This window comes from Lacibacter sp. (assembly GCF_035299325.1).
Classification (GTDB): Bacteria; Bacteroidota; Bacteroidia; order Chitinophagales; family Chitinophagaceae; genus Lacibacter.
On sequence record NZ_DATGWT010000014.1, the window covers coordinates 1 to 26,111 of the forward strand.

The 26,111-nt window shown below is 38.8% G+C and carries 20 protein-coding genes, 1 tRNA gene and 2 pseudogenes; 16 read left to right on the forward strand and 7 right to left on the reverse strand.

Features of this window, described 5'->3' with window-relative positions; genetic code table 11:
* The 7 genes and pseudogenes from VK159_RS08950 to VK159_RS08980 all read left to right on the forward strand — a co-directional run.
* On the forward strand, nt 1–776 hold a 776-nt coding region (locus tag VK159_RS08950), incomplete at its 5' end, for an N-6 DNA methylase (RefSeq protein ID WP_324229791.1).
* Nucleotides 760–1,914 carry a restriction endonuclease subunit S gene (locus VK159_RS08955; RefSeq protein WP_324229792.1) on the forward strand — a complete coding sequence of 385 codons (1,155 nt, stop codon included), beginning with the start codon at nt 760–762 and terminating at the stop codon, nt 1,912–1,914. The genes VK159_RS08950 and VK159_RS08955, both read left to right, overlap by 17 nt.
* Before the next feature lie 5 nt (nt 1,915–1,919).
* Nucleotides 1,920–4,898 (forward strand): KAP family P-loop NTPase fold protein, encoded by a 2,979-nt coding sequence (locus VK159_RS08960; protein ID WP_324229793.1) that lies wholly within the window; start codon nt 1,920–1,922, stop codon nt 4,896–4,898.
* Between the two features lie 146 nt (nt 4,899–5,044).
* A complete protein-coding gene (locus tag VK159_RS08965) occupies nt 5,045–5,314 on the forward strand; it encodes a hypothetical protein (protein ID WP_324229794.1) in 270 nt (89 codons plus the stop codon).
* Entirely contained in the window at nt 5,311–8,523 is a 3,213-nt protein-coding gene (locus tag VK159_RS08970; protein WP_324229795.1) for an HsdR family type I site-specific deoxyribonuclease, read from the forward strand. Before VK159_RS08965 ends, VK159_RS08970 begins: the two co-directional genes overlap by 4 nt.
* A gap of 61 nt (nt 8,524–8,584) precedes the next feature.
* Nucleotides 8,585–9,163, forward strand: coding sequence for a hypothetical protein (locus VK159_RS08975; protein WP_324229796.1), 579 nt, complete (start codon nt 8,585–8,587; stop codon nt 9,161–9,163).
* Nucleotides 9,164–9,216: 53 nt separating this feature from the next.
* A pseudogene (locus tag VK159_RS08980) lies at nt 9,217–10,214 on the forward strand (5'-nucleotidase).
* Nucleotides 10,215–10,697: 483 nt separating this feature from the next.
* On the opposite strand, the gene VK159_RS08985 reads toward VK159_RS08980, so the two are convergent.
* Entirely contained in the window at nt 10,698–11,060 is a 363-nt protein-coding gene (locus tag VK159_RS08985) for a hypothetical protein (RefSeq protein ID WP_324229797.1), read from the reverse strand.
* Between the two features lie 60 nt (nt 11,061–11,120).
* Here VK159_RS08985 and VK159_RS08990 point away from each other — a divergent pair, with 60 nt between their 5' ends.
* The 3 genes and pseudogenes from VK159_RS08990 to VK159_RS23670 all read left to right on the forward strand — a co-directional run.
* Nucleotides 11,121–12,038, forward strand: coding sequence for a hypothetical protein (locus VK159_RS08990; RefSeq protein WP_324229798.1), 918 nt, complete (start codon nt 11,121–11,123; stop codon nt 12,036–12,038).
* Between the two features lie 68 nt (nt 12,039–12,106).
* Nucleotides 12,107–12,277: a hypothetical protein gene (locus VK159_RS08995; protein ID WP_324229799.1), complete on the forward strand. Its 171-nt coding sequence runs from the start codon at nt 12,107–12,109 to the stop codon at nt 12,275–12,277.
* A pseudogene (locus tag VK159_RS23670) lies at nt 12,246–13,106 on the forward strand (recombinase family protein); the annotation flags it as partial. The gene VK159_RS08995 and the pseudogene VK159_RS23670, both read left to right, overlap by 32 nt.
* 730 nt (nt 13,107–13,836) lie before the next feature.
* On the opposite strand, the gene VK159_RS09000 reads toward VK159_RS23670, so the two are convergent.
* The 3 genes from VK159_RS09000 to VK159_RS09010 all read right to left on the reverse strand — a co-directional run bounded on the left by VK159_RS09000 (nt 13,837) and on the right by VK159_RS09010 (nt 15,790).
* A tRNA-Leu gene (locus VK159_RS09000) sits at nt 13,837–13,920 on the reverse strand.
* An 83-nt stretch (nt 13,921–14,003) separates the two neighbouring features.
* Nucleotides 14,004–14,918: a DMT family transporter gene (locus VK159_RS09005; protein WP_324229800.1), complete on the reverse strand. Its 915-nt coding sequence runs from the start codon at nt 14,916–14,918 to the stop codon at nt 14,004–14,006.
* A gap of 65 nt (nt 14,919–14,983) precedes the next feature.
* A complete protein-coding gene (locus tag VK159_RS09010) occupies nt 14,984–15,790 on the reverse strand; it encodes a 2,3,4,5-tetrahydropyridine-2,6-dicarboxylate N-succinyltransferase (protein WP_324229801.1) in 807 nt (268 codons plus the stop codon).
* Nucleotides 15,791–15,990: 200 nt separating this feature from the next.
* Between VK159_RS09010 and VK159_RS09015 the strand changes: the two genes are divergently transcribed.
* The 4 genes from VK159_RS09015 to miaA all read left to right on the forward strand — a co-directional run bounded on the left by VK159_RS09015 (nt 15,991) and on the right by miaA (nt 20,473).
* A complete protein-coding gene (locus tag VK159_RS09015; protein ID WP_324229802.1) occupies nt 15,991–17,142 on the forward strand; it encodes a glycosyltransferase family 1 protein in 1,152 nt (383 codons plus the stop codon).
* Nucleotides 17,143–17,349: 207 nt separating this feature from the next.
* Entirely contained in the window at nt 17,350–18,771 is a 1,422-nt protein-coding gene (locus tag VK159_RS09020) for a CCA tRNA nucleotidyltransferase (RefSeq protein WP_324229803.1), read from the forward strand.
* Between the two features lie 80 nt (nt 18,772–18,851).
* On the forward strand, nt 18,852–19,418 hold the full coding sequence (locus VK159_RS09025; protein ID WP_324229804.1) for an IS1096 element passenger TnpR family protein: 567 nt from the start codon (nt 18,852–18,854) through the stop codon (nt 19,416–19,418).
* A gap of 122 nt (nt 19,419–19,540) precedes the next feature.
* Nucleotides 19,541–20,473 (forward strand): tRNA (adenosine(37)-N6)-dimethylallyltransferase MiaA, encoded by a 933-nt coding sequence (miaA, locus tag VK159_RS09030; protein WP_324229805.1) that lies wholly within the window; start codon nt 19,541–19,543, stop codon nt 20,471–20,473.
* A gap of 19 nt (nt 20,474–20,492) precedes the next feature.
* On the opposite strand, the gene VK159_RS09035 is transcribed toward miaA, so the two are convergent.
* Both VK159_RS09035 and VK159_RS09040 read right to left on the reverse strand, forming a co-directional pair.
* Nucleotides 20,493–22,082, reverse strand: coding sequence for a hypothetical protein (locus tag VK159_RS09035; protein WP_324229806.1), 1,590 nt, complete (start codon nt 22,080–22,082; stop codon nt 20,493–20,495).
* A gap of 35 nt (nt 22,083–22,117) precedes the next feature.
* Nucleotides 22,118–22,912: a hypothetical protein gene (locus VK159_RS09040; protein WP_324229807.1), complete on the reverse strand. Its 795-nt coding sequence runs from the start codon at nt 22,910–22,912 to the stop codon at nt 22,118–22,120.
* Nucleotides 22,913–23,067: 155 nt separating this feature from the next.
* On the opposite strand from VK159_RS09040, the gene proS reads away from it, so the two are divergent.
* Together proS and VK159_RS09050 are read left to right on the forward strand one after the other, a co-directional pair.
* Nucleotides 23,068–24,543, forward strand: coding sequence for a proline--tRNA ligase (gene proS, locus VK159_RS09045; RefSeq protein WP_324229808.1), 1,476 nt, complete (start codon nt 23,068–23,070; stop codon nt 24,541–24,543).
* A 235-nt stretch (nt 24,544–24,778) separates the two neighbouring features.
* Nucleotides 24,779–25,234 carry a DUF5362 family protein gene (locus tag VK159_RS09050; protein ID WP_324229809.1) on the forward strand — a complete coding sequence of 152 codons (456 nt, stop codon included), beginning with the start codon at nt 24,779–24,781 and terminating at the stop codon, nt 25,232–25,234.
* Between the two features lie 50 nt (nt 25,235–25,284).
* On the opposite strand, the gene VK159_RS09055 is transcribed toward VK159_RS09050, so the two are convergent.
* The gene (locus VK159_RS09055; protein WP_324229810.1) at nt 25,285–26,067 is read right to left on the reverse strand and encodes an RDD family protein; all 783 of its coding nucleotides are present in this window, start codon (nt 26,065–26,067) and stop codon (nt 25,285–25,287) included.
* Between the last annotated feature and the right edge of the window lie 44 nt (nt 26,068–26,111).

Here is a 26,111-nt window from a genome sequence, read left to right on the forward strand (position 1 = left end):
AGCACAAAGACCTCAAGGCCGATTTTATTATGGCCAACCCGCCCTTTAACCAAAAGCAATGGCGGGCCGATGATGAACTTACAACCGATGCACGCTGGAAAGGATACACGGTGCCACCCACGGGCAATGCCAACTATGCATGGATCTTACACATGGCGAGTAAGCTGAGTGAAAACGGAGTAGCCGGTTTTATCCTTGCAAACGGTGCATTAAGTGGCGGTGGCGATGAATACAAAATACGCCGCAAGCTCATTGAAAATAATTTAGTGGAAGCAATCCTTGTAATGCCACGTAATTTATTTTATACCACCGATATCAGTGTAACGCTTTGGATCCTCAATAAAAACAAGAAGGCAAGAACCATTGAGCACAACGGTGTAATTAAAAAATACCGTGACCGTGAAAAGGAAATCCTGTTTATGGATTTGCGGCAAATGGGTGTACCGTTTGAAAAAAAATACACACAGTTTTCAGAAGAGGATATTAAAAAGATAACCGAGACTTATCATAACTGGCAACAAACAGGAGTTGCAACAACTTACCAAAACGAACCTGAGTTTTGTTACAGTGCTTCGTTTGAGGATGTGGTAAAAAAGGACTTCTCTCTTGTGCCCAGCAAATACATTGAGTTTGTAAACAGGGATGAGAATATTGACTTTGATGAGAAGATGCAAAGCCTGCAAAAAGAATTTGCTGAACTGCTGAAGGCCGAAGAACAATCGAAAAAAGATTTGCTCACTGTGTTTAAAGAATTGGGATATGAGATCGCATTATAAGCAGCTGGGCAACTATATTAAACAGGTTGATGAACGGAACACGAAGCTTGCTGTAGATACCTTACTTGGTGTAAGCATTGAGAAAGTATTTATGCCTTCCATTGCAAATACAATCGGTACCGATATGTCTACTTATAAGATTGTAAAGCGAAACCAATTTGCATATGGTCCTGTTACTTCAAGAAATGGCGACAAAATATCGATTGCATTACAGGATCAATACGATGAGGTAATTGTATCACAGGCATATACTCCGTTTGAAATTTCTGATACCAAAGCCTTACTGCCCGAATATTTAATGATGTGGTTTCGACGGCCTGAGTTCGACCGCTATGCCAGGTTTATGTCGCATGGAAGTGCAAGGGAAATTTTTGAATGGGATGAAATGTGTAAAGTAACATTACCTGTTCCGCATCCTGATAAACAAAAAGAAATTGTAAAAGAATACAACGCCATTATAAACCGCATCACCCTCAATAACCAGCTTATCCAAAAACTGGAAGAAACAGCGCAGGCTGTTTATAAAGAGCATGTGCTGTCAGTTCCCTCCAATGACCTCGAAACACTTTCAGATTATGTTGAAAGTGCAAATACAGGATTGGATGCAATTACAAGAGCGCCAATTGTTATAGAGGATACAGGCGTAAAGTGTTTAAGAATTCAGGACATTTCAAAAGAATCAAATTATGAAAATTGGGGCTTTACAAAAGTTGAAAAAAGTAATTTCAATAGATTTCAACTAAAAAAAGATGATATTATCGTTGCAAGAACTGGGGCAACAGTTGGCGGCAATATGTTCATAGCAAAAGACTTGAATGCAGTTTTTAATAATGGGTTGATTAGAATTAGAGCTAAAAGATCAAGGGTCCATCCAATTATTCTTCAAGCTTTTTTCAAAACAGAATATTTTACAGAACACATAAATACTATTGCATTCGGAACTTCAACGCAGCCAAATATTCAAATCGGCGATTTGCTTTCATTTAAAATTTCATTTCCATCATATGAAAACCAGCAAAAAATAATTGTACCATTAATCAATGTTTATAACCTGATTTTTAGCATGAAGGATGAAATAAATTCTCTTCAAAAATTAAATAAGCTATTTCTTTCAAAACTTGCGACCATTGAAAATTAAAATCTATGAAAAGAAAATTTATAATCGACAAAGAAGTGAACCTGAAGGAGTCTGATTTTCTGCAGACTAAAACTTATTCTGATAATCTCAAAAGAGTGATTGAAAATACTGAAGATAATAAGGTTTTCACAATAGGTTTGTTTGGCTCATGGGGGTCAGGCAAATCATCAATTATTGAAACGGCTTCAAAGGAATTTGATCAAAAAAAAGTAAAGTTTATTAATTACGATGCCTGGCAATATGCTAATGATTCTTTTCGAAGAATGTTTCTAAGAAGAGTTCGAAAGGAACTTGGGCTAGATGAAACAGAACTGATGAAAAAATTCTATGAAAATGAGTCGACCGATATTGGCAATAAGTATCAATTAAGTACAACAAGACTGTTGTGGATTCTTGGTGGGGTTTTATTAGCTATAGCTTTAATATGGGTTTTCCCCTTTGAATTTGATTTGAAGATGCCCATATATTCAATGCTAACTCTCATTGGACTTTTTATTACAATCTTATCTGGTGCATTTCACCAATTAAAAATATCCATTACCAAACCTTTGTTTTTTGCTCCAGAACAATTTGAGAGCTGTTTTAAAGAAATGGTATCAACTTCGTTAAAGAAGTATAAGTGGCATGAAAAAGTAGTGTTTACTATTGCTGGAGATAAAGCTGTTAGAAACTTAGAAAAGTTGGTTATTGTTATTGATAATATTGATAGATGTAATAATGATGTAGCATATCAATTGTTAACCGATATAAAAACATTTCTTGCATCAGACAATTACAGTATTGTATTCGTTATACCCGTTGATGATGAGGCATTAAGGAAGCATTTGTTTCGGTTGAATAATCACAACGACGAGGATATTTCAGTAAAGGAAAAAGAAGAGTTTCTGCGAAAGTTCTTTAATGTTATCATTCGTATAAAACCATATTTGGAAACCGATATGTTTTCATTTGCAAAAAATGTTAATGAGAAATACAAATTGGGTTTTAAGATGGATACATTAAACTTAGCAGCCAAAGAGTATTCTACAAATCCTCGAAGAGTTATACAGCTATTTAATAATCTGATCTCTGAGCTGTCTAACTATCCGGAAGACTTTGCATCTAAAAATGAGACCTTGATCTGTGCAATTATAATATTAAGAGAGGAGTTTTCATCATATTATAAAGAAGTAGTCAATTCACCTAAAATATTCCTAGAAGACATTGAGCTAAGTACGAATGATCCTAAAAGGGAAAGAATTGAAAGATATAATAGAATTACAAGAAGTATTAAGTCAAACGTTTCAGTTTCACAGTTAACTCATATTCTAACTAATTCCAATAGTATTTTTACCGATTTGCCCGCCGATCTTCGTGATTCAATTGAGTCGTTTGATTTAACAAATGTTCTTCTTGCAATTAAGAATGATTCGAATCGAGTTTTTGATTACATAATTCACAAGTCGAGATTTTGTCTTCAAAATAGTCTTAGCAATGATTTAGTGAGCTACTTTGATATGGTCGCAAATTTGAGTAGTCAAATTGATATTGATCGTGCTATTAATAGTCGGCTTACTGATATTTTCGAAGTGAAATCTGAGTATATAATAGAGCGAACCAGCAATTTTGATTGCTTATGTAAGTATGCTATAATGCTTGAAGCTCAATCGCTTCATAGGTTAAAGAGAGGAATTATTGATAAAGTTATTAACAGTAATAATGGGCAAGATTTTTGGCCAAAGCTTTTTAATTCAGCTGTCAGAAATTTTCAGGATAAGGAGACTTCAATTAAAATGGCGAGTACTTTTTCGACTAATTACAAAGTTATAAATACAGAAATGCTATTTTCTAAGAATCAGTATTTGTATTTAATTAATAATGATTTTGTTGAAAGTAGAATTAATGAAATTGAAAATTGGTCAACTTCTGCCAGTAATTATAAAATATTGATTGATGTTTTTGCGAAAAAGGAAAATTTGTCTCATTCTTCGGTTAATAAATTATTAGAGAAAATAAGTCAAATAGCGGGTGATTCATTTAATAAAACTCGAGATCAGATTTTTGAAATTATTGACTATGTCAACTCTTTTCTAAATAGTTTGCAGGATGGAGTCTTGGAAAATAATTTCTCAGATTTAGAAATATTATATGAAAAATTGAAGGTTAGGAAAGTCGCTCATGCTAACTATCCTAATAGCAGAAACCATGATACTCAAGTTGATTTAATTCTTGAAAGTTTGAATCAAGACGAAAATCTCAATAAGTGTCTCGAATTACTTAAGAATATTTATCGTGTTACAAACGGCAAACTTTATATTGTTGATTCGATAAACAAGTTAACAGAAAAAAGAAGCGAGGTTAACGCTATTTTGAAAGAGTTAACAGAAAAAGGTATTATCTTAAGCTCAGTTCACGAGTTTATCCTTGATGATGATAAGTATGACGATCTTCTTACTCGTGTTTTATTAAAGCATGTTTTTGAGATAAAGGAAGGAAATGAGTTCTTAGTTACGACAGAAAGAGCAACAGAAAAGCTTGATTCAATATTGATTTTTGCGAACGAAAAGAAGTCAAACGAAGTTTATCAGCTAATTGAGGATCTAATAAAGATTGATTTTTATAAAGAAATTGTCCTTAACTGTGTAATAAGCAAGCCGACGAATTTTATAAACAGTCTGCCATCATCTATACTTAAGTTGGCATTAAATTCATTTGACAGTAAAAGTTATTTAGAATTTAGTAACAATTATTCATTTCTGGAAGTTGTTGCTACAGGCGGAACACAAGTTCAAATAAATTTTTTAACTAAAATATTAAATCAAAAAATTGATTTGAATAAAGATATTTCAATGGTAATTTCAATTGCATCTAAGATTAGAAATTCAAAGCCTTCTGACAAGAATTTACTAAAGATGCATTTGGAATCGTTCAAAGAAAATTATTTTGAATCTATGGATGAATCTGATAAGAAGAATTTGAATAATTTAATTAAGCAATTAAGCTAAATGGAATTGTTGGTCTATAGAAAGTAGCATCTTTTTAAGTATTCTTATGAAATTGACTTAGAGAAACTTAGAGCAAGCCGTTACCGAGCTTATTGAAGCCGAACAGATACCACATGTAAGTGGTTTGTTTCAGAACAAAGAAATGAATGCGGTATTTTGTAGCCATTAATCATGATATTATGAGCAACAGCGAATTACTGATTTACGAAAGTAAAATAGGCGATATTAAAATTGATGTGCGCCTGGAGGAGGAAACGGTGTGGCTTACACAGGCGCAGCTTTGTCAGTTGTTTCAAAAATCGAAAGCAACTATCAGTGAGCATATAAAAAATGTATTTGAAGAGGGTGAATTAGAGCCGGAGGCAACTGTTCGGAAATTCCGAATAGTTCAAAAAAAGTCAAACATCCAAAGATGAAATTTACCGAAGAAACCTTAGAGCAGGCTGTTACCGAACTCATAGAAGCCGAACAGATACCGCATGTAAGTGGTTTGTTGCTGCACAAAGAAATGACTGCGGTATTGCTGAAAGATGATTTGAAACAATACCTGTTAAACCGATACGCTGCAGAACATATTACGTTGCAGGAAATCAACAGCATCATCCGCAGGCTGGAGGTATTTCCTGCTTCTGCTTTATACGAAAGCAATAAAGCCATTTTACAACTCATTGCCGATGGGTTTGTCGAAAAACGGGAAGACCGTAACCAGAAAGATCTCTTTATTCAATTAATTGATTATCGTTCCATCGAAGCTGTCCAGGAAGCTTCTTTACCTCAATTAAACATGGCGGCAGAAGAGCCTGTGATGTATGGTAATGATGATGCTAATATTTACCGCTTCGTTACACAACTGGAAATACAGGGTTATGAAAAGCGGATACCCGATGGTATTTTATACATCAACGGTTTGCCGGTGGTGGTCTTTGAATTTAAAACAGCGGTGAAAGAAAACTGTACCATTAAAGATGCGTTTACACAGTTAACCGTGCGTTACCGCCGGGATATTCCCGAACTGTTTAAGTACAATGCGTTTTGTGTAATCAGCGATGGCGTGAATAACAAAACAGGTTCGTTGTTTTCGCCTTACGATTTTTATTATGCCTGGCGCAAAGTGGAGGATGAAGATGAAGCAGTGGATGGTATTTCATCGCTCTTCACTATGACGAGAGGTTTGTTCAACAAACAGCGTTTGCTCAATGTGATCTGCAACTTTATTTATTTCCCCGACACGTCGAAGAACGATGTGAAAATACTTTGTCGTTATCCGCAATACTATGCAGCCAATAAATTATTTCATAGTGTAAAGCAAAACATGCGTCCGCATGGAAATGGGAAAGGCGGTACGTATTTCGGTGCTACAGGTTGTGGTAAAAGTTACACGATGCTTTATTTGTCGAGGCTGTTGATGAAGAGTCCTTACTTTGCCAGTCCCACCATTGTATTAATTACCGACCGTACCGATCTCGATGATCAGTTAAGTGGACAGTTTACCAATGCCAAAACATTTTTGGGCGATGAGCATGTGATCAGTGTAGAAACAAGAGCCGAGTTAAAAGAGCGTTTGCAGGGTCGTAACAGCGGTGGCGTATTTCTTACCACCATTCATAAGTTTACCGAAAGTACAGAGTTGCTTACAGAACGTACCAATGTAATTTGTATTTCGGATGAAGCACACCGTTCGCAAGTGAATCTTGATCAAAAACTAAAGATTACCGATAAGGGCGTCGAACGCAAATTTGGTTTCGCCAAATACCTGCACGACAGTTTGCCCAATGCTACCTATGTTGGTTTTACCGGTACACCTATTGACGCAACGCTGGAGGTGTTTGGTGAAGTGGTGGATGCGTATACGATGAAAGAATCGGTGGAAGATGAAATAACTGTTCGAATTGTGTATGAAGGTCGAGCTGCCAAAGTAGTGTTGAACGAAGAGAAGCTGAAAGAGATTGAAGGCTATTACAAAAAATGTGCAGAAGAAGGAGCTAACGAATATCAGATTGAAGAAAGTAAGAAGGCGGTCACGCAAATGGAAGTGATTTTGGGTGATCCGAAAATTATACAGAAGCTGGCGAAAGATTTTGTTGAGCATTATGAAAAAAGGATTGAAGAAGGCGCCACGGTAAAAGCAAAGGCTATGTTTGTTGCTGCTACCCGGCCAATTGCGTATAGCTTGTACAAAGAAATTATTTCACTACGACCTGAATGGGGCGAACTGAAAATTTGTGAAGATGGAGTTGAACTTTCCGAAGAGGAACAGAAAAAGCTCAAGCCCATTGAGCGTATTAAAATGGTAATGACCCGCAACAAGGACGATGAGGCAACTTTGTACAATATGCTGGGTACGAAGGAAGCGAGAAAGGAACTTGACAGACAGTTTAAAGAAGAAAAGTCGAATTTCAAAATTGCCATAGTTGTAGATATGTGGCTCACCGGTTTTGATGTGCCTTTTCTGGACAGTATTTACATTTATAAACCGTTGCAGCAACATTCGTTGATTCAAACGATTTCCCGTGTAAACCGTGTGTACGAAGGAAAAGAAACGGGATTGGTGGTGGACTATATCGGCATCAAGAGCAACATGAATCTTGCACTTGCAAAATACAGCAAAGTACATACCGATGATTTTGAAGACAGTGAAAAAGCTGTGGTGCTCGTAAAAGATCAACTGGCGTTGCTGGCTGCTTTCTTTCATTCATTTGATGCCAAACCATATTTCGAGGGAACGCCTTTGCAAAAACTGGAATGTTTAAACAGAGCAGCCGAGTATGTGCAGTTAACGGAAGAGATGGAAAAGCGCTTTGTAAGTATGGCGAAGAAATTAAAATCGGCTTACGATCTCTGTTGTTCCAGCGAAGAGATTGATGAAGATGAACGGGATCATATCCATTTCTATCTCGCCATTAAAGCCATCATTCATAAACTCACCAAAGGTGAAGCTCCCGATACGGCACAAATGAATGACCGTGTGCGGAAGATGATTGAAGAAGCGCTGATCAGCGATGGCGTGGAGGAAGTGTTTAAGCTGGATAAGAATGATCCGAAGAACAATGTCGACATCTTTAGTGATGAATACATGGCGAAGATTGACAAGATCAAATTACCCAATACAAAAATTAAGTTACTACAGCAATTGCTTGCAAAAGCCATTGAAGAGTTTAAACGCACCAACCGCATTAAAGGTGTTGATTTCAGCAAGAAGATGAAAAAGCTGGTGGAACTGTACAATGAGCGCAAAGATTTCCAGGTGTTGCAAAGCGATGTGCTGGATGATGTGGCGGAGCAGTTTGCCAACCTGTTTAAAGAGTTGCAGAAAGAACGAAACTCATTCATTGATCTTGGAATTGATTTTGAAGAGAAAGCCTTCTATGATATTTTAAAAGCCATTGCCGTTAAGTACAAGTTTGATTATGCCGAAGACCGGTTGATTGCATTATCGCAAGCGGTAAAGAAAATTGTAGACGACAAAGCCAAATACACCGACTGGGCCCAACGTGACGATATTAAAGCGGAGTTGAAAGTGGATTTGATTTTAGTGTTGGCTGAGCATGGCTATCCTCCTGTACCAAAGGATGAAGTTTTTAAGGAGATATTTGAACAGGCGGAGAATTTTAAGAAGTATAGTTAATTGTGTGAAACGGATTTCGGTGAAAAACGCAGATCAACATAAGCTCTCAATCACTTTTAATATGAGATGGATCGTATTTGTTTTCCTGCTTACGCTTGCAAGTTGTACGAATTCTTCATACAGCAGCTCAGATGAATCTGAAACAACATCCGAACCGGAAGATGAATACAGCGATGGCACCTGGTGTGCCGATGTGGAATATTACAATCCCAATACCGGAACCCGCAATACGTATAGTTTAGATGTGGAAGTCGAGAATGGTGAATTAACACAAATCAATTGGCCGAATGGTGGTTGGTTAGATGAAAGCCATTTTACCGCAGAAGACATCAGTGAAGGGGAGTGCAGTTTTACCAGTGATAAAGGTTACGAGTATACCGTAACACTTACAACGAAAGGTGGTGGTTGTGGTTCAAGCGATGGGTTTCGTATGCAAGATGATATTGAACGGGATGTGAGAGCAGTAACTTGCCCGGTTTGTGGCGAAGAAAAGTATTCATACGAAGATGAATGTGACGAGTGCCAACAAAAAAAGGAAACCTGCCCTAAATGTTATGGCTTTAAAATGGAGTGGGACAGGATTTGTGATAATTGTAAAGAGGAAGAAGAGGCCGCAGAGAAAGGGGAAGAAGATTTTTGATTTGCAATTTCTAATAATGCGTATCAAATATATTAACCTGTAAAATACATTGTATGCCTGTTTCATTTTCCGAAACCTTAGTGGTAGGAATTTCGTCAAGAGCGTTGTTCGATTTGGAAGAAGAGAATAGCTTTTTCAAACGCAAGGTGTTGTTGAGTACCGTAAACAGCAGAGGGAGAGAGAAGCTGTTATTTTAAAGCCAGGAACAGGTTTTCATGTTGTAACAGCTTTATTAAATCTTAACACCTTATCAAAAGATCGGCTGGTTGAAGTAATCGTTATGTCGAAAAACAGCCCGGAAACAGGAGTACGGGTGTTAAATTCAATTAAGCATTATGAGCTGGATATAACACGTTCAGCTTTCACTGGTGGCGAGTCGCTACATGATTACATGGAGGCTTTTGATGTAGATCTATTTCTTTCAAAAGAAGAAGCGGAAGTGCAGAAGATCATTGATTCGGGCACCTGTTCTGCAGCTTTAATTTATCCTCCGCCAGTTGGCTATTCGCCTGAAACTTCTACTGTTCGCATTGCTTTTGATGCAGATGCTGTGTTATTCTCAGATGCTTCGGAACAGATTTATAAAAGTCAGGGACTTGAAGCTTTTCATGCAAACGAGCAGGCTAACGAGAATAAACCTTTAGAGGAAGGCCCACATGCCAAACTTTTAAAGATGTTGGCGATTATTCAGGAGAAAATGAATACTGGCGTTGAATTATCTCCTTTGCGAATTGCGATTGTAACTGCAAGAAATAGCCCGTCGCACATGCGGGTAATAAAGACCTTAAGAGACTGGAATGTATATGTAGATGAAGCTTTTTTTCTTGGTGGCATTTCTAAAGACAAAGTTCTAAAGGCATTTAAAGCGCATATATTTTTTGATGATCAGGATGCACATTTGAAACCAGCGATGAGTTTTGTTCCATCGGCAAGAGTTCCATATAAATCTACGTCGCCACTTTTCGAAAAGAAAGAAGGGCTTACAATTTTGAAAGAAATAAGAGAGAAAATAGAAATCAAGCATCTTAATTCATCTTCATCAAATGAATAGATGCTGTCTGCCGGCGTAATCTGTATAAATAACTGCCTGAACGTGCTTTCCAAGTCGTAAAAACATCTTATTTTATGCCTATGAATCCTAAGGAAATCTCGAGTTTGTTTGCCACGAGCTTATTATGCTTAATTCTTGCAGAAAGATCTATGGTCATTCCAACAGTATATTCATGGATAAATTAACTGTTGAACAGCATTTGGATCAAATGCTTAAACAGCCGGAACGATATAAAACAGAAGCACGTAATACTCAGCAATTGGAAAAATAATTTCAATGATTTTGATTTGCTGTAGACAAAAGCCGTCTGTATTCCTGTCGTTGATTTTCCAGAGCTCGTAACATACATGCATAGCTGATCATAGCACCTGCAATAAGCATTAATGCCAATGGCAAAAGCGGGCTTGAATCATTCGTACTTTGTTTTGCGTCAGCTTCGAATTGTGCCTGGGCAATCGGCCCAAAGTTGTATAGTTGCATCATTTATTGTTTGTAAATGTTTACTTGTTTGAGGTTGTTTTCTATCGAAATATTAAAAAGGTAATTTCCAACATATTGCCAGGTTCGCTTTTGTTTATCTATTACAACTCCATAAAATGCATTTTCATCAAAACCTTTTATTAGCATTTCGGAAAGAGGTCGACTGACTGACCCGGGTTTTGGCAAAAGCGAAACGAATAGTTTAAGGTTCTGATATATGCCCTTACGAAATGATTTCAGCAAATCGTCAACTACTTTCTGACGTTGCTTTTTTGCCTCCTTATAACAGGAGTTGCCAGGACAGTAACGAGAAGTGCCGTTTCTTTTTTTAAACAAATTGCCACAAAAGGCACATTTTTGGTTCATAGAATATTTTTATAAAGATAATAAATTTTTAAAATTAGACTAATTGTCTAACTTTAATCAATGAACAAAGCAAATAAGCTTCTCCTGACAGATTTCAGAAACCAGCTATTTGATTCGACTATCGATTTTGCCGATATTATGGATTACACCGGCCGTCCAATGCTGATTACTTTGCCTTATTTGCGCAAGCATGGGTTACTTCCTTTTTTTCCTAAGGGAAAATGGCAGTTAAAAATCAATTTTGTGCTACTGATATGGCTTCGTATTATAGAAAAGCTTCGTCAGTTTAATTATACCGTAGCTGACATGCAAAAGCTTTGCGACTATTTTTTTAAGGACGCCTACTATCACGATCTGGTCAAGAGTAACTTTCTCTACAACATCGACCAACTGAAAAAAAAGGAGCTGGCCGGAACGATTTCAATGTTCGAATTAAACACCCTGAACTTTCTGCAAAGTGGAATAGAGGATGAAAAGTTACTGTATGCACTCAAGCTTCAAATAAATTATCTTTCAAATTTGATAATACAGTGTATTGATGATCGGGCAGATACCGGTCTGTTGGTTTTTACAAACGGAAGGATAATGGAATTTGATGCCGGAGGATATGGAAACCATAACAATGAATATGTTGACGTAAACGAACCACATATTCATCTTTCTATCACGTATTTTCTGAGGGAATTTGTTAAAGACGAAGAACTAACCAATTTTATTATGCCTCGTTTGTTAAATGAAAATGAACAAACAGTGTTAAAGGCTCTAAATAATAAGGCTATCTCTGAATTAGTGATTAAGAAACAGCAAGATGGAGAATTAAGAATCGATACTTCAAAAAAAGGTCAGGTAACCGGGGAACAGGCGAAAGCAATACGCCAAATTCTTGGTCTCGGTAACTATGAAGAAATACGATTGAGTACAAGGGATAAAAAGACCCTGAGTTTTGTTAGAACAAATAAAAATATCAACTCCGATTAACTCGGCTTAATGGTTTCACCGTAAGAGCTACTTCGTTCAAAACGACTAGGTCTGCATGCAGGTGAACAATGAACTCAAAAATTAAAACCAATGTAGAAAAACAAAAAGAAGCAAATAAGAAAGGAAATTCAGAAGGAAATCTGAAAGAGAATGAACAGATTGATCTGTTCGTGAAAATTCTTGTGAACGTTTATTTCAAACTTGAACATGAAAAAGATAACATCGGGCAAAGACCTTGAGAAACTGTTAGCTCAAAAAACAGCCAAGCGATACGGTTCTATATCCAGTAAACGGGGAGGTGGCGCTGTCATCTATACTCGTGTAAGTTCTTCGGAACAGGCTCAGAACAACGGAAGCCTGGAAGTTCAAAAGAAGCTATGCGAGGATTTTTGTTTGAAAAATCAATTAGCTGTTATTGACTATTTCGGAGGAACATTCGAAAGTGCAAAGTCGGATGGAAGAAAGGAATTTCAGCGCATGCTCGAATTCGTGAATAAAAATAAAGCGGTATCCTTCATCGTCGTGTTTAACCTCGATCGCTTTTCCCGAACCGGCTCAGCAGCTGCACATTTAAGCGAAGAACTGCGTACAAAGGGTGTCGTTATCCGTTCAGTAACACAGGATATAGATACTTCAACAGCTATAGGCCGATTATCGGAAAACTTTTTTCATTTGCTGAATAACTTTGATAACAGATTAAAGAGCGATCGCACAAAAATCAATACAAGGGAAGTTATGTTAAAAGGTTATTGGCCATATAGCACACCGCTTGGATATGAAAACTTAAAAAAGAAACAACGGGCCTGCTTTCATGAATATGTAATTACCGATGTTGGCAAAGAAATAAAAAAAGCTTTTCAGTTAAAAGCTGATGGACGTTTAACAAACAAAGAAATTATTGAACGGTTAAAAGCAAAAGGAGTTAAAATGACCAAATCGAATTTTCAATTGGTTATTGCCAATCCTTTTTATGCGGGTTACGTTACAGGAAATCTTTTAGAGGGCCAGTTAATTAAGGGCAAACATCCCGCATTGATTGACCTGCATACGTTTGCAAAAGCAAATGAAATGCTTGATAAAGCACCCGGTAAAAATATACCTAAGAAAAACCGTCATGATGAGCTGCCTTTAAAAACATTCATTAAGGATGAACTAAGTAATCAGCCGTTGACGGGTTATAAAACCAAAGGACATTGGTATTATAAAGTAAAAGAGGCTGAAATTCCGATGAACATCAGGGCGGATAAATTAAATGAGTTATTTGTCACTAATCTTTCTCATTTCGAGTATAACCGCAAGTTCAAATCAAAAATTAAAGAGCAGTTGCTTCAAAGGTTTAAAGAATTGTCAAGCTCAGCAGTTGAAGAAAATAAGCTGCTTCGAAAACAGCTGACAGAAAAAGAACAGCAGCTGGAAAGCATAGAAGAACGATATGTAACCGGAAGTTTAACGAGCGAACTCTATGAGAAATACGCCAAAAAATTCAAGACTGAAATCGACAAAATTTCAGCTCAATTATCAAATTCAGTACTTGATAGTTCGAACTTAAAAACAGGAGTTGAAAAAGCTTTGGCAATTGCTGAAAACCTAAGCCAGTTGTGGGTTTCAGCGTCTTTCGAAGACAAGCAAATACTTCAACATTTGATTTTCCCTGATGGAGCTGTGTATAGTAAGCAAAAACATGAAGTTCGAACCGAAAGAGTAAACACGATATTCAACGCAATTGCAGAACAGGCAAGGGTTTCAGGCGAAAATAAAAATGGCGATTCGTCAAAGAATCGCCAAAAATCTACTCTTGTGCCCAGGACTGGATTCGAACCAGCACATCCTTGCGAACGCTGCGACCTGAACACAGTGCGTCTACCAATTTCGCCACCTGGGCAATTGATCGCCGATATTATCGGGATTCAGGGCTGCAAATATAGAGGAAATAGAGAAATAAAACAGAAGCTTTTCTGATGTCTGTTATTCCGGCGACTGCTTTTTAAGCCCAAGTATAAGGATACCGGCTATCACCAAAACAGTACCCACCAACTGCGACCAATGAATGGTTTCGCCAAGAAACCACCACGCTTGTAAGATGGTTGAAACAGGGCCAATACTCGAAATGATCGCCACATTATTACTGCCAATGCGTTTTGTTCCTCCGGCAATTAAATAGGAGGGCAGCACGGTAGCAATAATACCCAGCAACAAACCATAAATCCAATGCTCACCTGCGATACTTATGATCGAAGAGGCTTCATGTTTAAAAAGAAAATGAATAAAAATACCTGCTGTTGCAGACAGCATCGCATAAGATGTAAATTTCGTTGCACCTGTAAGTGGAATTAAACGTCCACTGCCAACAATATAAATGGCGTAGGTAACAGAGCAGATAAATACTAATAATCCGCCCCAAAAGAAACCCGGCTCCAGGTGATACAAATTAAATTCACCGGCATAAGCTAATCCAATACCGCTATAGGTTAATAGCAACGCCAGTTTTTGATTCCTTTGTATATGCTGACGAAACACAAATGCGTTGATCAATACCACAAAACTGGGGTACAGAAAAAGGATCAGCCGTTCAAGTCCCGCAGAGATATAACGCAACCCTTCAAAATCAAGATAACTGCTTACATAATAACCCAGCAAACCAACAACGATTAACTGTATCCACTTCTGTACACTGAGCGATGAATTGTTTTGTCGTGTCAAGAACAACACCGCAAGATAAAACGGCAATGCAAACAACATCCGCAAGGCAAGCAACGACAGTGCATCAATTTCAATATCTGCAAATGCCTTCTTTACAATAATGGCCTTGGTAGAAAATAATACCGAACCAATAAACGTAAGTGCAAAACCAATAAACGATATCGAATATTTCTTTGGCATAAATGAATAAAAAAGTCCCGTCGAATTACCAACAGGACTTATAGTACATAAGAATTTAAAAACAATTAAACACTCACATTAAAATCCCGGAGAGCATCATTCAAACTTGTTTTAAGATCGGTACTTGATTTACGTTGTCCAATGATTAATGCACAACCAACACCAAATTCACCTGCAGGGAATTTCTTGGTATAAGAACCCGGTATCACCACACTACGTGCAGGAACACGCCCTTTCATTTCAACAGGTTCAGCACCGCTCACATCAATGATCTTTGTTGATTGAGTTAACACCACATTTGCGCCAAGCACTGCTTCTTTCTCCACACGCACACCCTCCACCACAATACAACGGCTGCCGATAAAACAACCATCTTCAATAATTACCGGGCTCGCCTGCAATGGTTCCAGCACACCACCAATACCAACACCACCACTCAGGTGAACCCCTTTGCCAATTTGTGCACAGCTGCCAACGGTTGCCCATGTATCAACCATCGTGCCTTCATCAACATACGCACCAATGTTTACATAACTTGGCATCAATACCACATTTTTTGCGAGGTAAGCGCCATAACGTGCAACAGCATGTGGCACGGCACGCACACCAAGCTCTTTATAATTTTTCTTCAATAACATTTTATCGTAAAACTCAAACGGCGCCACATCCCATGTCTGCATTTGCTGAATACCAAAATACATCAGAATCGCCTGTTTCACCCATTCGTTTACCTGCCAACCATCGGCAATTGGTTCAGCCGTGCGTAAACGGCCTTTATCTACTTCTTCAATAACAGCACGCACCGCATCACTGTATTTATCATCTTTCAACAGCTCACGGTTGCTCCATGCTTCGAGGATCAAATCTTTCATCGTAATTCAATTTTGCTGCGAAAATAATTCTTAATAGAATACCAGCTGCAGTTTTTCATGGCACAGCCGGTTGCGTCGCAATCCTTTCATCGTTCAGGTTTCATGGCATCAATACATACAGTTGTTCATAATTATTTTGCTTATTGCCAATTGACCATTGCTTATTCGCCACTCACCACTTACGACTTATCTTTGCCCCCATGAACATTGGTTTCGATGCAAAAAGGGCTTTTCACAACCAAACAGGACTGGGGCATTACAGCCGCACGTTGATTCATTCATTGGCCGGTTATTTTCCGCAACATGAATACTTCCTGTTTAATCCGAAGGCATCAACTTCGTTTCAGTTCAATGAACAGAATGTACATGAAGTGTTGCCCGGATCGTTTTTGTCGAGGAAATTATCAGCAGCCTGGCGGGGCAACTGGGTAAAGAAAGATCTGAAGCAATTAAATATCGATCTCTATCATGGGTTGAGCCATGAAATACCGGTGAACATTCAAAAGACAAGCATCAAATCCATCGTCACCATTCACGATCTTATTTTTGAACGTTATCCTGAGCAATTCAAATTCATTGATCGTAAGATATACAGCAAAAAATTCCGTTATGCCTGCGAGCATGCCAATAAGATCATTGCCATCAGCAATCAAACTAAACAGGATATTATTGATCTGTATAAAACACCTGCAGAAAAAATTGAAGTTTGTTACCAGAGTTGTAATCCTGCTTTTGGCGAACGGGTAACGGAAGAAACAAAACAAAGTATCAAAGCAAAATATAATTTACCCGATCGCTATTTTTTGTACGTAGGTTCCATTATTGAGCGAAAGAATCTCTTGAACATTTGTGTTGCAATAAACTCGTTGCGTAATGAAATAAACATTCCATTGGTAGTAATAGGTAATGGCGGTGAATACAAACAAAAAGTAAAAGACTATGTTCGTCAGCATAAATTAGAAGACCGCATTATATTTCTTTCTGATAGTCCGGTTGCAAGATCTTCGTCCACGTTTCAATCAGCACAAGATTTTCCTGATATTTATCAGCTGGCAATTGCCATGATCTATCCATCTGTTTTTGAAGGATTCGGCATTCCGGTATTGGAAGCATTGTGGAGCCGCATTCCTGTTATTACATCGAACGTTTCCTGTTTACCCGAAGCGGGTGGGGAAGGTGCGTTTTATGTTGATCCTACAAAGCCTGAAGAAATTGCAGAGCAAATGAAACGCATTCTTACTGATGAATCATTTGTGCAGCAACAGGTAGAAAAAGGCTGGCAACATGCACAACGTTTCAGCAATTACAATACTGCTGCTAAGGTTATGGAAGTGTATGAGCAAGTTGTCTGAACCATGATTTGGTTAGATTTTATTGATTTAAAAGATTCACTCGATAAGTGATACTACCCGCCAAGCTCTTAAACTTTCAAAATGTTTATCCCCTCCCTGGAGGGGGCGCAGAGAGTTACACATCGTTCAAATAAACAGGGGTGGGTTTTCCTACATCATACATCCTAAATCAAACATCAAAAATCGTTTCCGTATTTTTGCCGCCGTATGATGATTGACTGTACCACAAAAGAATTGGAATTGCTGAAGATCATAGGTGATTGTGCACAACGTTTGAATGTGCCTTGCTACCTCGTTGGTGGTTTTGTGCGTGATAAATTGTTGCAACGCACCTGTAAGGATCTTGATTTTGTTTGTGTAGGTGATGGTATTGAGCTGGCGCAGGAAGTAGCAAAACAATTCAAACCACAACCGCAGGTTTCTGTTTTCAAAACATTTGGTACGGCTAATATTAAACACGGCGATTTCGAAATTGAATTCGTTGGTGCACGAAAAGAAAGTTATGCAGTTCATTCACGCAAACCGGAAGTAGAACCAGGCACATTGGAAGATGATCAGAAACGCAGGGACTTTACCATCAATGCACTTGCCATCAGTTTAAATAAAGATGATTTTGGTGCATTGGTCGATCCGTTCAATGGTATTGAAGATCTGAAACTAAAGATCATCCGCACACCATTAGAACCGGGCACTACCTTCAGTGACGATCCGTTGCGTATGATGCGTGCTATTCGATTTGCATCACAACTTGATTTTACAATTTTGCCTGAAACATGGCTGGGCATCATTGAAAATGCTCATCGTATTCATATCATTTCCAAAGAGCGTATTGCAGATGAACTCAACAAAATTGTGTTGAGCAAAAAACCTTCTGTTGGTTTTGATCTGTTGTATAAAAGTGGATTGCTGAAATTATTCTTTCCGCAAATGGTGGATTTGGCAGGAGCAGAATATATTGATGGAAAGGGGCACAAAGATAATTTCTATCACACCTTACAAGTACTTGATAATATTTCGGAAAATACAAATGATCTGTGGTTACGTTGGGCTGCTATTCTTCACGATATTGCAAAACCTGCCACCAAACGTTTTGAACCAGGACATGGCTGGACATTTCACGGACACGAAGTTGTGGGCGGACGAATGGTACCAAAGATCTTTGCACAACTCAAACTTCCCGCAAATGAGAAAATGAAATTTGTAAGGAAGATGGTGGAGCTGCATCTGCGTCCCATCAGCTTAACCAAAGAAAACATAACGGACAGCGCTATCCGACGTTTATTGTTTGATGCCGGTGAAGATTTTGATGCATTAATGACCTTGTGCAATGCTGATATCACTTCAAAGAACCAGCAGAAAGTGCAACGTTATATGCAGAACTTTGAAATGGTGCGCCAACGTTGCAAAGAAGTAGAGGAAAAAGATCATATCCGCAACTGGCAACCACCCATTACTGGCGAGATCATCATGAAAACCTTTAATGTTCCTCCGTCACGTGTGGTTGGTGATCTTAAAACAGCTATAAAAGACGCTATTTTAGATGGTGATATAGAGAATAATTACGAAGCAGCCTATGCTTTTATGCTGCAAAAAGCAAAAGAAGTTAATCTTGTTCCTGTGACTGAATAATTTTACTTTTGTTAAGTACTCGTTTGAATCATCTTAACGGATTTTCAAATTGGTGCATTTTCAAATTTTCAAATTGCACTATGGCCATTTTACGTTTCAGGGTTTATTGGGAAGAAGATGATGCGGTTTACCGTGATGTTGCTATCAGGCATACACAGAACTTTAAGGACTTGAATGATGTTATCCTGAAAGCCTATGAATTCGACAATAAACATAAAGCTACTTTTCACCGCAGCAACGATCTGTGGCAGAAGGGTCGTGAAATAACGTTGGAGAAATATGATAAGGTATATAAGGTTGATCCGTTGTTGATGGAGGAAACAAAAATCGGCGGCGAGATACATGAACCAAATCAAAAGTTTATTTACATCTACGATTTTAATAAGAACTGGACTTTCCTTGTTGAGCTGATCAATGTAAGCAAAGAAGAGAATCCTAAACTCACTTATCCATGCACAGTTCGTACTGAAGGTATTGCTCCAAGTCAATACGGCACAAAAGGCCTTGTTGGTGATAAATTAGCTGAAGTGGAAGAGAAGTATGATCTGGCAGCTGTTGGTGATGGTTTTGGTGAGGAAGGCGAAGAAAGCGAAGGCTCCGATGAAGAAGAAGAAACCGGCACTGAAGAAGAGGACACTGCATTCTAATGTTTGATGCAGGATGTATGATTTAGGATGGCGATTGCAGATTTGGTTTTCCATCGCTTTTTGTTTATTGCATATTGCCAAGTCACTATTACTGTTGAGTTCTTTACAAACTCATCAACAACATGAATAAAACTGTTATTCTTATTGCAGGGCCAACAGCCGTTGGCAAAACAGCAGTTGCCATTCAACTGGCCAAATATTTCCACACAGAAATTATCTCAGCCGATTCAAGGCAATGTTTTAAAGAGATCAGCATTGGGGTTGCAAAACCCTCTGCTGAAGAATTGAAAGAAGTTAAGCATTACTTCATCAACTCGCATACCATTCACGATACGGTTACAGCAGCTTCGTATGAAAAATATGCATTAGGTGCAGTTACTGAAATATTTCAGCAGCATGATCTGGCTGTAATGGTTGGCGGCACAGGTTTATACATCAAAGCTTTTTGCGAAGGCATGGATGAAATACCGGCTGTAGATGAAACACTGCGAAATGAACTGCAACAAAACTATCTGCAATACGGAATAGAATGGCTGCAACAACAACTTCAACAATATGATCCGTTGTTTGCAGCAAAGGGCGAAATGCAAAACCCACAGCGGATGCTTCGTGCATTAGAGGTTGTAAGATCAACGGGTGAATCCATTCTTGCATTCAGAAAAGGAGAGAAGCAACAACGAAAGTTCAATATCATTAAGATCGGACTTGATCTGCCGAGAGAAAAATTGTATAACCGCATTAACCACCGTGTTGATGTGATGATGCAGGAAGGCTTGCTGCAAGAAGCAAAAGAAGTCTATCCACTTCGCCATCTCAATGCTTTGCAAACAGTTGGTTACAGGGAACTCTTTGATCATTTTAACGGGAACTGTACATTGGAAAAAGCAGTAGATAAGATCAAACAAAACTCACGTCATTATGCCAAACGGCAGCTTACCTGGTTTAAAAGAGATGAAGCGATGAAATGGTTTCATCCATCTCAATTGCCGGAGATCATTGAACACGTTTCTCAACAAATAAAAAACGGGCAATCAATGAATGATGCCCGTTCCTGAGAGTCAGAATATATCGTGCTTAAAACTTAAAACCTACTGTTGCAATGATCTGTCCGTTTGAAATATTATTCCTTGCGTAAGGATAAGAAGCATCGGTTAATGTGTATGGTACATGGAAACCACGGCCAAAGCTGTGCAGGTAGGCCAGATCAACAAAGAAACCTTTGTCACGGTAACCAACACCCAAGCTTGGTGTCATACGCCAGGCTTTTAATTCTTCACCAAATGCATCTGCAAAAAATTCTTTGTTATAAGGGCTACCCATAAAGTTGAAACCTGCACGCACCATTATTGTTTCAAACTTCAGTTCACCACCAATTCTTGCATTAATAGCCATTTTATACATATCATCTATTACCTCGTTCACCGAGTTGAAATAGGAAGCATCACTATTATCTGTTCCTGAATTACTTTTATAAGTCATCATTTTGTAATCAACCAACTCAACATCACCTGTGATAAACGCTTTTTGCTTTGTTACATCACTGATCTCACGAAAAACGTAGGAAAGACCCAATCCGGCTTTCCATGGTGTGATTATGCGGTAGCTGTACCTGTTTTCATCACCCTCAATTCCTGTGAGGATGTTTACATCACCAGTGTTGTAAGTATAAGTTGAAGGTTTTGTTGGATCATTATTCACTTTTCTTGAATAGCCTTCAATATTACTTGTAATCTCTGCACTTGCATAATCAGTCAGAGTAATAATGGAAGGAGAGTGAAAGGTTAAACCGATACGGAAATATTCAACCGGTTTGATAATGATACCTGCTTTTGCGTTAACGCCGCCACCTCTTGTTCCAAGGTTTTCTGTAAATGTGAAACTTTCAAAATCATTATCCGTATTGCCGGTACCGTCTTTTTCAATGACAGTTGTTTTGCGATCGTATTGTATAATTGGAATCCCTATTGTGATACCATATAAAAACTTTTCATTCAGGTTCCATGCCATTGCGGCAGCAACTTCAGTCATGCCGCCCTTTGTTTCATATGCAAACGACTGGTCAAGATTTTTACTGATATCGGCGTTTGTAAAAATGGAATTGCCGTTCACATCAATCAGGTAAGATTCGTATGCCTGGCTTGCACCCAAGGGAAAACGGCTGCGGATATCATCAAACGAAGTATAACCACTTCTTACAATTTCTTCCAGCCATTTTTCAGAATAAGAACTGTTCAGGTTCTTTCCGCCATATGTAAATTTCGAATTGAAATTGGCTGATTGATTAACAGCGAGAGAGAAGGTTGTATTTTTTAAATTGCTGCTGCGGAAGCGATTACCAAAACTGAAAATAACACCACTTGTTCCACCTGTGAATTTACTTTTGGTGCCTTTGGTGGTCAGGTCGTTATAATCTGTTTTAAGTGTGTTGAAATTAAAGCCTGGTGTAAATACAATTTCATTTGTTTTAAATTGTCCCAATCCTGCCGGGTTGATAAACGCTGAACTGATATCGCCACCAAGCGAAATATTTGTACTGCCAATTGATTGCAAACGGGCTGATCCTGCTGATGTTTGATAAGAATAGCGTAGGGCATCAAATACATCCTGAGCAAAACTGAATTGGATAAAACACACAGCTATTCCTGTTATGAAAATTCTTTTCATATTACAATGTATTTCCTGAGAAATAAGGTCATGAATTAATTACGACGGCCGCCTGATGAGCTTCCACTTTTACTTGAAGAAGAGGAACCTGAAGACGAACTGTTGCTGCTGCTGTTTGAGCCACTGCTGAACGTTCTGCTGCTTCCGCCGGAAGAGCTTGAATTGTTGCTGTTGCCAAACAAGCGGCTGCTTGATTCCCTGCCACCGCTGTAGGAGTTGTTGTTGCTTCCACCAAAGAAACCTGTACGTCTTGTACTGTTGGTATTATTACCGTAGTAACGACTACCACTGTTCGACGTTGAAGTTTTTCCGTAGTTGAAATTAGTGCCGGCATTCGGGAAACGCTGAATAGGAGCCGAGTAGCGGATACCGGTGCTGTACTTCGGTGCGGCAGGGCCTGAAATAACGATCAGGTTATTGCTGCCGGGTATGCAGATAAACGGAGAGTTCCAGCTGTTGTAATAACCGCCAAAACCGTGGGTATTCCATGCCCATGAGTTGTAAGGATTACTCCAGGTGTTCCAACCCCATGTGTTATAAGGATTGTTCCATGTATTCCATCCCCAGCTGTTATAACGTGGCGTGTTCCAGTAAATATCATCGTCAAAACGGAAACGTGGGTCACGGATCTGTTGGCGTAAACGACGGTCTTCTAAATTACGATCGTTGTAAGAAACTCTGTCATCATCATCACGGTCAACCTGCACATAGGTTTCATTTACACGGCCGGGTGAATAATAAACGTCATCAGGAGTTTGTCCTGTGCGATAGGTGGCGCAGGAGGTCATGCCTGCAGCTATCAAACCGATAAGTAAAATTCTGGTTACCATGATGTTTTGAATTTGAGGTTTGTAATGTGAAGTTACTACTTTTGCAACTTCGTGTATAGCTCGTACTATATTTTAACAAATGACAAGCCACAGGCACATGTTCGTTGCAGAATGGCTGTTAAAGTAACTCTAAACATATTTAAAGGAACAGAACAATGGCTGAGGCAATTACTACCCGGGAGAAAGACTATTCGCAATGGTATAACGATCTAATTCTGAAAGGCGGTTTGGCCGATTATTCGGCCGTTCGTGGTTGTATGGTGATCAAACCATATGGCTTTGCACTTTGGGAAAATATGCGTGACCAGTTAGACAAGATGTTTAAAGAAACCGGGCATGTAAATGCGTACTTCCCGTTGTTCATCCCAAAGAGTTTTTTGAGCAAAGAAGCTGCCCACGTGGAAGGCTTTGCCAAGGAATGTGCGGTGGTAACACACTATCGTTTAAAGAATGATCCAAATGGCGGTGGCATTGTGGTTGACCCTGATGCAAAGCTGGAAGAAGAACTGATCGTTCGCCCAACATCTGAAACAATCATCTGGAATACATACAAAGACTGGATCCAGTCTTACCGGGATCTGCCTTTGCTCATTAACCAGTGGGCCAATGTGGTTCGTTGGGAAATGCGTACCCGTTTGTTTTTGCGTACTGCTGAGTTTCTATGGCAGGAAGGGCATACCGCTCATGCAACGGCAGAAGAAGCAGTTGTTGAAACAAAGAAGATGCTTGACGTCTATGCCGAATTTGCAGAAGAATGGATGGCAGTGCCTGTGATTAAGGGTGTGAAAACGCCTAATGAACGTTTTGCCGGAGCTGAAGACACGTATTGCATTGAAGCATTGATGCAGGATGGTAAGGCTTTGCAGGCTGGCACTTCGCATTTCCTTGGTCAGAATTTTGCGAAGGCTTTTGATGTAAAGTTCAGCAACAAGCAAAACGAACTGGAATATGTATGGGCTACCAGCTGGGGCGTAAGTACCAGATTGATCGGTGGATTGGTGATGGCGCATAGCGATGACCAGGGATTGATCCTTCCTCCAAAAATTGCACCCTTGCAAGTGGTGATCGTACCTATTCATAAGGGTGAAGAGCAACTGAATGCAATTACTGAAAAAGTGAATGTATTGACTGCAGAATTAAAAGCACTGGGTGTACGTGTAAAATATGATAACAGCGACAATGCAAGACCGGGCTGGAAATTTGCCGAGCATGAACTGAAAGGTGTGCCGGTGCGTGTTGCTATTGGCGGCCGTGATCTTGAAAACAATACTGCTGAAGTTGCCCGCAGGGATGAGAAAACAAAATCAACGGTGAGCATGGATGGTTTGGCCAAATACCTGCATGCGTTGCTTGAAGAGATACAGCAGAACATGTTCAACAAAGCAAAAGCATTTCGTGACAGCCATATCACCAAAGTTGACACCTGGGATGAGTTTGTTTCGACACTTGAAAAGAAAGGCGGATTTGTTTCAGCACATTGGGATGGCACAGCAGAAACCGAAGAGGAGATCAAAACAAAAACAAAAGCAACTATCCGTTGTATTCCGTTGAATAACGAACAGGAAGAAGGGAAGTGTATACTCACCGGCAAACCATCAAAGGAAAGAGTATTGTTTGCATTGGCGTATTAAGATTTCACACAACTATAAAACGGGAAGCATGGCTGTAATGGTCATGCTTTTTTTTTGATTTGAACATATTCCTTTCGCATTGTGTTTCGAGAAAGCCAACTAATAATGTTCATTTAAAATAACAAGTCGCTTTAACTTTAAGTAACTCCTCATATCGCCACACAAGTTCTCATTACAAATATTTGCATAATAATTTTTGTGTATTATATTTAGCCTTCATCAAAAAACTAACTGTATGGATCAAAATGAAACAACCATGTTCAAACTTGAAGTAGAAGAACAATCAACAAGGTTCCTTTCCGAAACTGCAAAATGGGGCAAGTTCCTTTCTATCATAGGTTTTATTCTGGTTGGCCTTATTGTAATTGCTGCAATTTTTGCAGGAGCATTGCTTGCTTCCCTGCCTGGTTTTGGAGAGGGTTCTACTTCTGCGCTGGCTGGAGGCATGTCGATCATGATAACTGTTCTTTACCTTATAGTTGCTGTATTATATTTTTTCCCATGCCTGTATATGTTTCGTTTCTCAACAAAAATGAAGGAGGCTCTGCTGGAAAATAATCAGCAGCTGCTCATTGAATCTTTTCAGAATCTTAAATCCTGTTTTAAGTTTATGGGTATCATGACCATCGTTTTTATTTCAATTTATGTGCTTGCATTCCTTGTTGGTACACTTGGCTCACTGGGATCATGATCAGTAAACTGATTTCCTAAAAAAAGCCGCTTCAAATGAAGCGGCTTTTTTTATTCTTTCGTTGCGAGGTAATTATAATCGGCGATAAGTTGTTGCAAAAACATATCGACTTCCATATCTGTTTCTATCTGCAGCACAGTTTTAATACGGCCTGCAATACGATGTGCTGTTTCAAAATTGTTCCGCTTGTATGTATCATTCAACACCGTTTTGATCGTATTGATATCACGATCGCTTAACTTCAATACCTGCGGAAATTTTACCACATAATCTTTCTGAGTAATTTCCATAAATACCGTGTCATGAATCGAACTTTGAATGCGGGTACTGACGATGGCAGTATTCGCTGCAATATCACCCAGGCGTTGGTTCTTGGCAGTAACAGCAATAATGATGATGACAATAACACCAAACATTCCAACAAAGATCAATTGCAAAAGGATCCAGAAACCGGGATAGACGAATGAAAACACAAGAGGCCATTCCCATACACGAAAGAACCAGCGCAACAGGTATTGACTGATGGCAGGATCGCCACCATCCAAACTCATTACACGAATACCCATCGCCATTTTTCCAAGGCTCTGTCCATGAAAAAGAATTTCGAAAACGGGATGATAGAGCAGGAGCGGAACAGATATGGCCAGAATATCAACACCGGTTGCAAAACTTCCTTCCAGCCGCACACCATCATACAACACAAATCGCATAAACATAGCATAAGCCACCATGATCATCAGATCAAGAAAATAAGCCAGTAACCGCTTGAAGAAAGGAGCAATTTCAAATTCAAGTGAAATATTAAAGGGCGTGCTGATCTGTACGTTTGACATGCGGTTATTTCTTGTTGTAAAATAAAGGAATAATTTCTTCCACA

Bases quoted from the DNA above. Each gene is read 5' to 3' on its own strand.
- VK159_RS08955 (WP_324229792.1), top strand. From the start codon at position 760: ATGAGATCGCATTATAAGCAGCTGGGCAACTATATTAAACAGGTTGAT.
- VK159_RS08960 (WP_324229793.1), top strand. From the start codon at position 1,920: ATGAAAAGAAAATTTATAATCGACAAAGAAGTGAACCTGAAGGAGTCT.
- VK159_RS08965 (WP_324229794.1), top strand. From the start codon at position 5,045: ATGCGGTATTTTGTAGCCATTAATCATGATATTATGAGCAACAGCGAA.
- VK159_RS08970 (WP_324229795.1), top strand. From the start codon at position 5,311: ATGAAATTTACCGAAGAAACCTTAGAGCAGGCTGTTACCGAACTCATA.
- VK159_RS08975 (WP_324229796.1), top strand. From the start codon at position 8,585: ATGAGATGGATCGTATTTGTTTTCCTGCTTACGCTTGCAAGTTGTACG.
- VK159_RS08985 (WP_324229797.1), bottom strand. From the start codon at position 11,060: ATGAACCAAAAATGTGCCTTTTGTGGCAATTTGTTTAAAAAAAGAAAC.
- VK159_RS08990 (WP_324229798.1), top strand. From the start codon at position 11,121: ATGAACAAAGCAAATAAGCTTCTCCTGACAGATTTCAGAAACCAGCTA.
- VK159_RS08995 (WP_324229799.1), top strand. From the start codon at position 12,107: ATGAACTCAAAAATTAAAACCAATGTAGAAAAACAAAAAGAAGCAAAT.
- VK159_RS09005 (WP_324229800.1), bottom strand. From the start codon at position 14,918: ATGCCAAAGAAATATTCGATATCGTTTATTGGTTTTGCACTTACGTTT.
- VK159_RS09010 (WP_324229801.1), bottom strand. From the start codon at position 15,790: ATGAAAGATTTGATCCTCGAAGCATGGAGCAACCGTGAGCTGTTGAAA.
- VK159_RS09015 (WP_324229802.1), top strand. From the start codon at position 15,991: ATGAACATTGGTTTCGATGCAAAAAGGGCTTTTCACAACCAAACAGGA.
- VK159_RS09020 (WP_324229803.1), top strand. From the start codon at position 17,350: ATGATGATTGACTGTACCACAAAAGAATTGGAATTGCTGAAGATCATA.
- VK159_RS09025 (WP_324229804.1), top strand. From the start codon at position 18,852: ATGGCCATTTTACGTTTCAGGGTTTATTGGGAAGAAGATGATGCGGTT.
- miaA (WP_324229805.1), top strand. From the start codon at position 19,541: ATGAATAAAACTGTTATTCTTATTGCAGGGCCAACAGCCGTTGGCAAA.
- VK159_RS09035 (WP_324229806.1), bottom strand. From the start codon at position 22,082: ATGAAAAGAATTTTCATAACAGGAATAGCTGTGTGTTTTATCCAATTC.
- VK159_RS09040 (WP_324229807.1), bottom strand. From the start codon at position 22,912: ATGGTAACCAGAATTTTACTTATCGGTTTGATAGCTGCAGGCATGACC.
- proS (WP_324229808.1), top strand. From the start codon at position 23,068: ATGGCTGAGGCAATTACTACCCGGGAGAAAGACTATTCGCAATGGTAT.
- VK159_RS09050 (WP_324229809.1), top strand. From the start codon at position 24,779: ATGGATCAAAATGAAACAACCATGTTCAAACTTGAAGTAGAAGAACAA.
- VK159_RS09055 (WP_324229810.1), bottom strand. From the start codon at position 26,067: ATGTCAAACGTACAGATCAGCACGCCCTTTAATATTTCACTTGAATTT.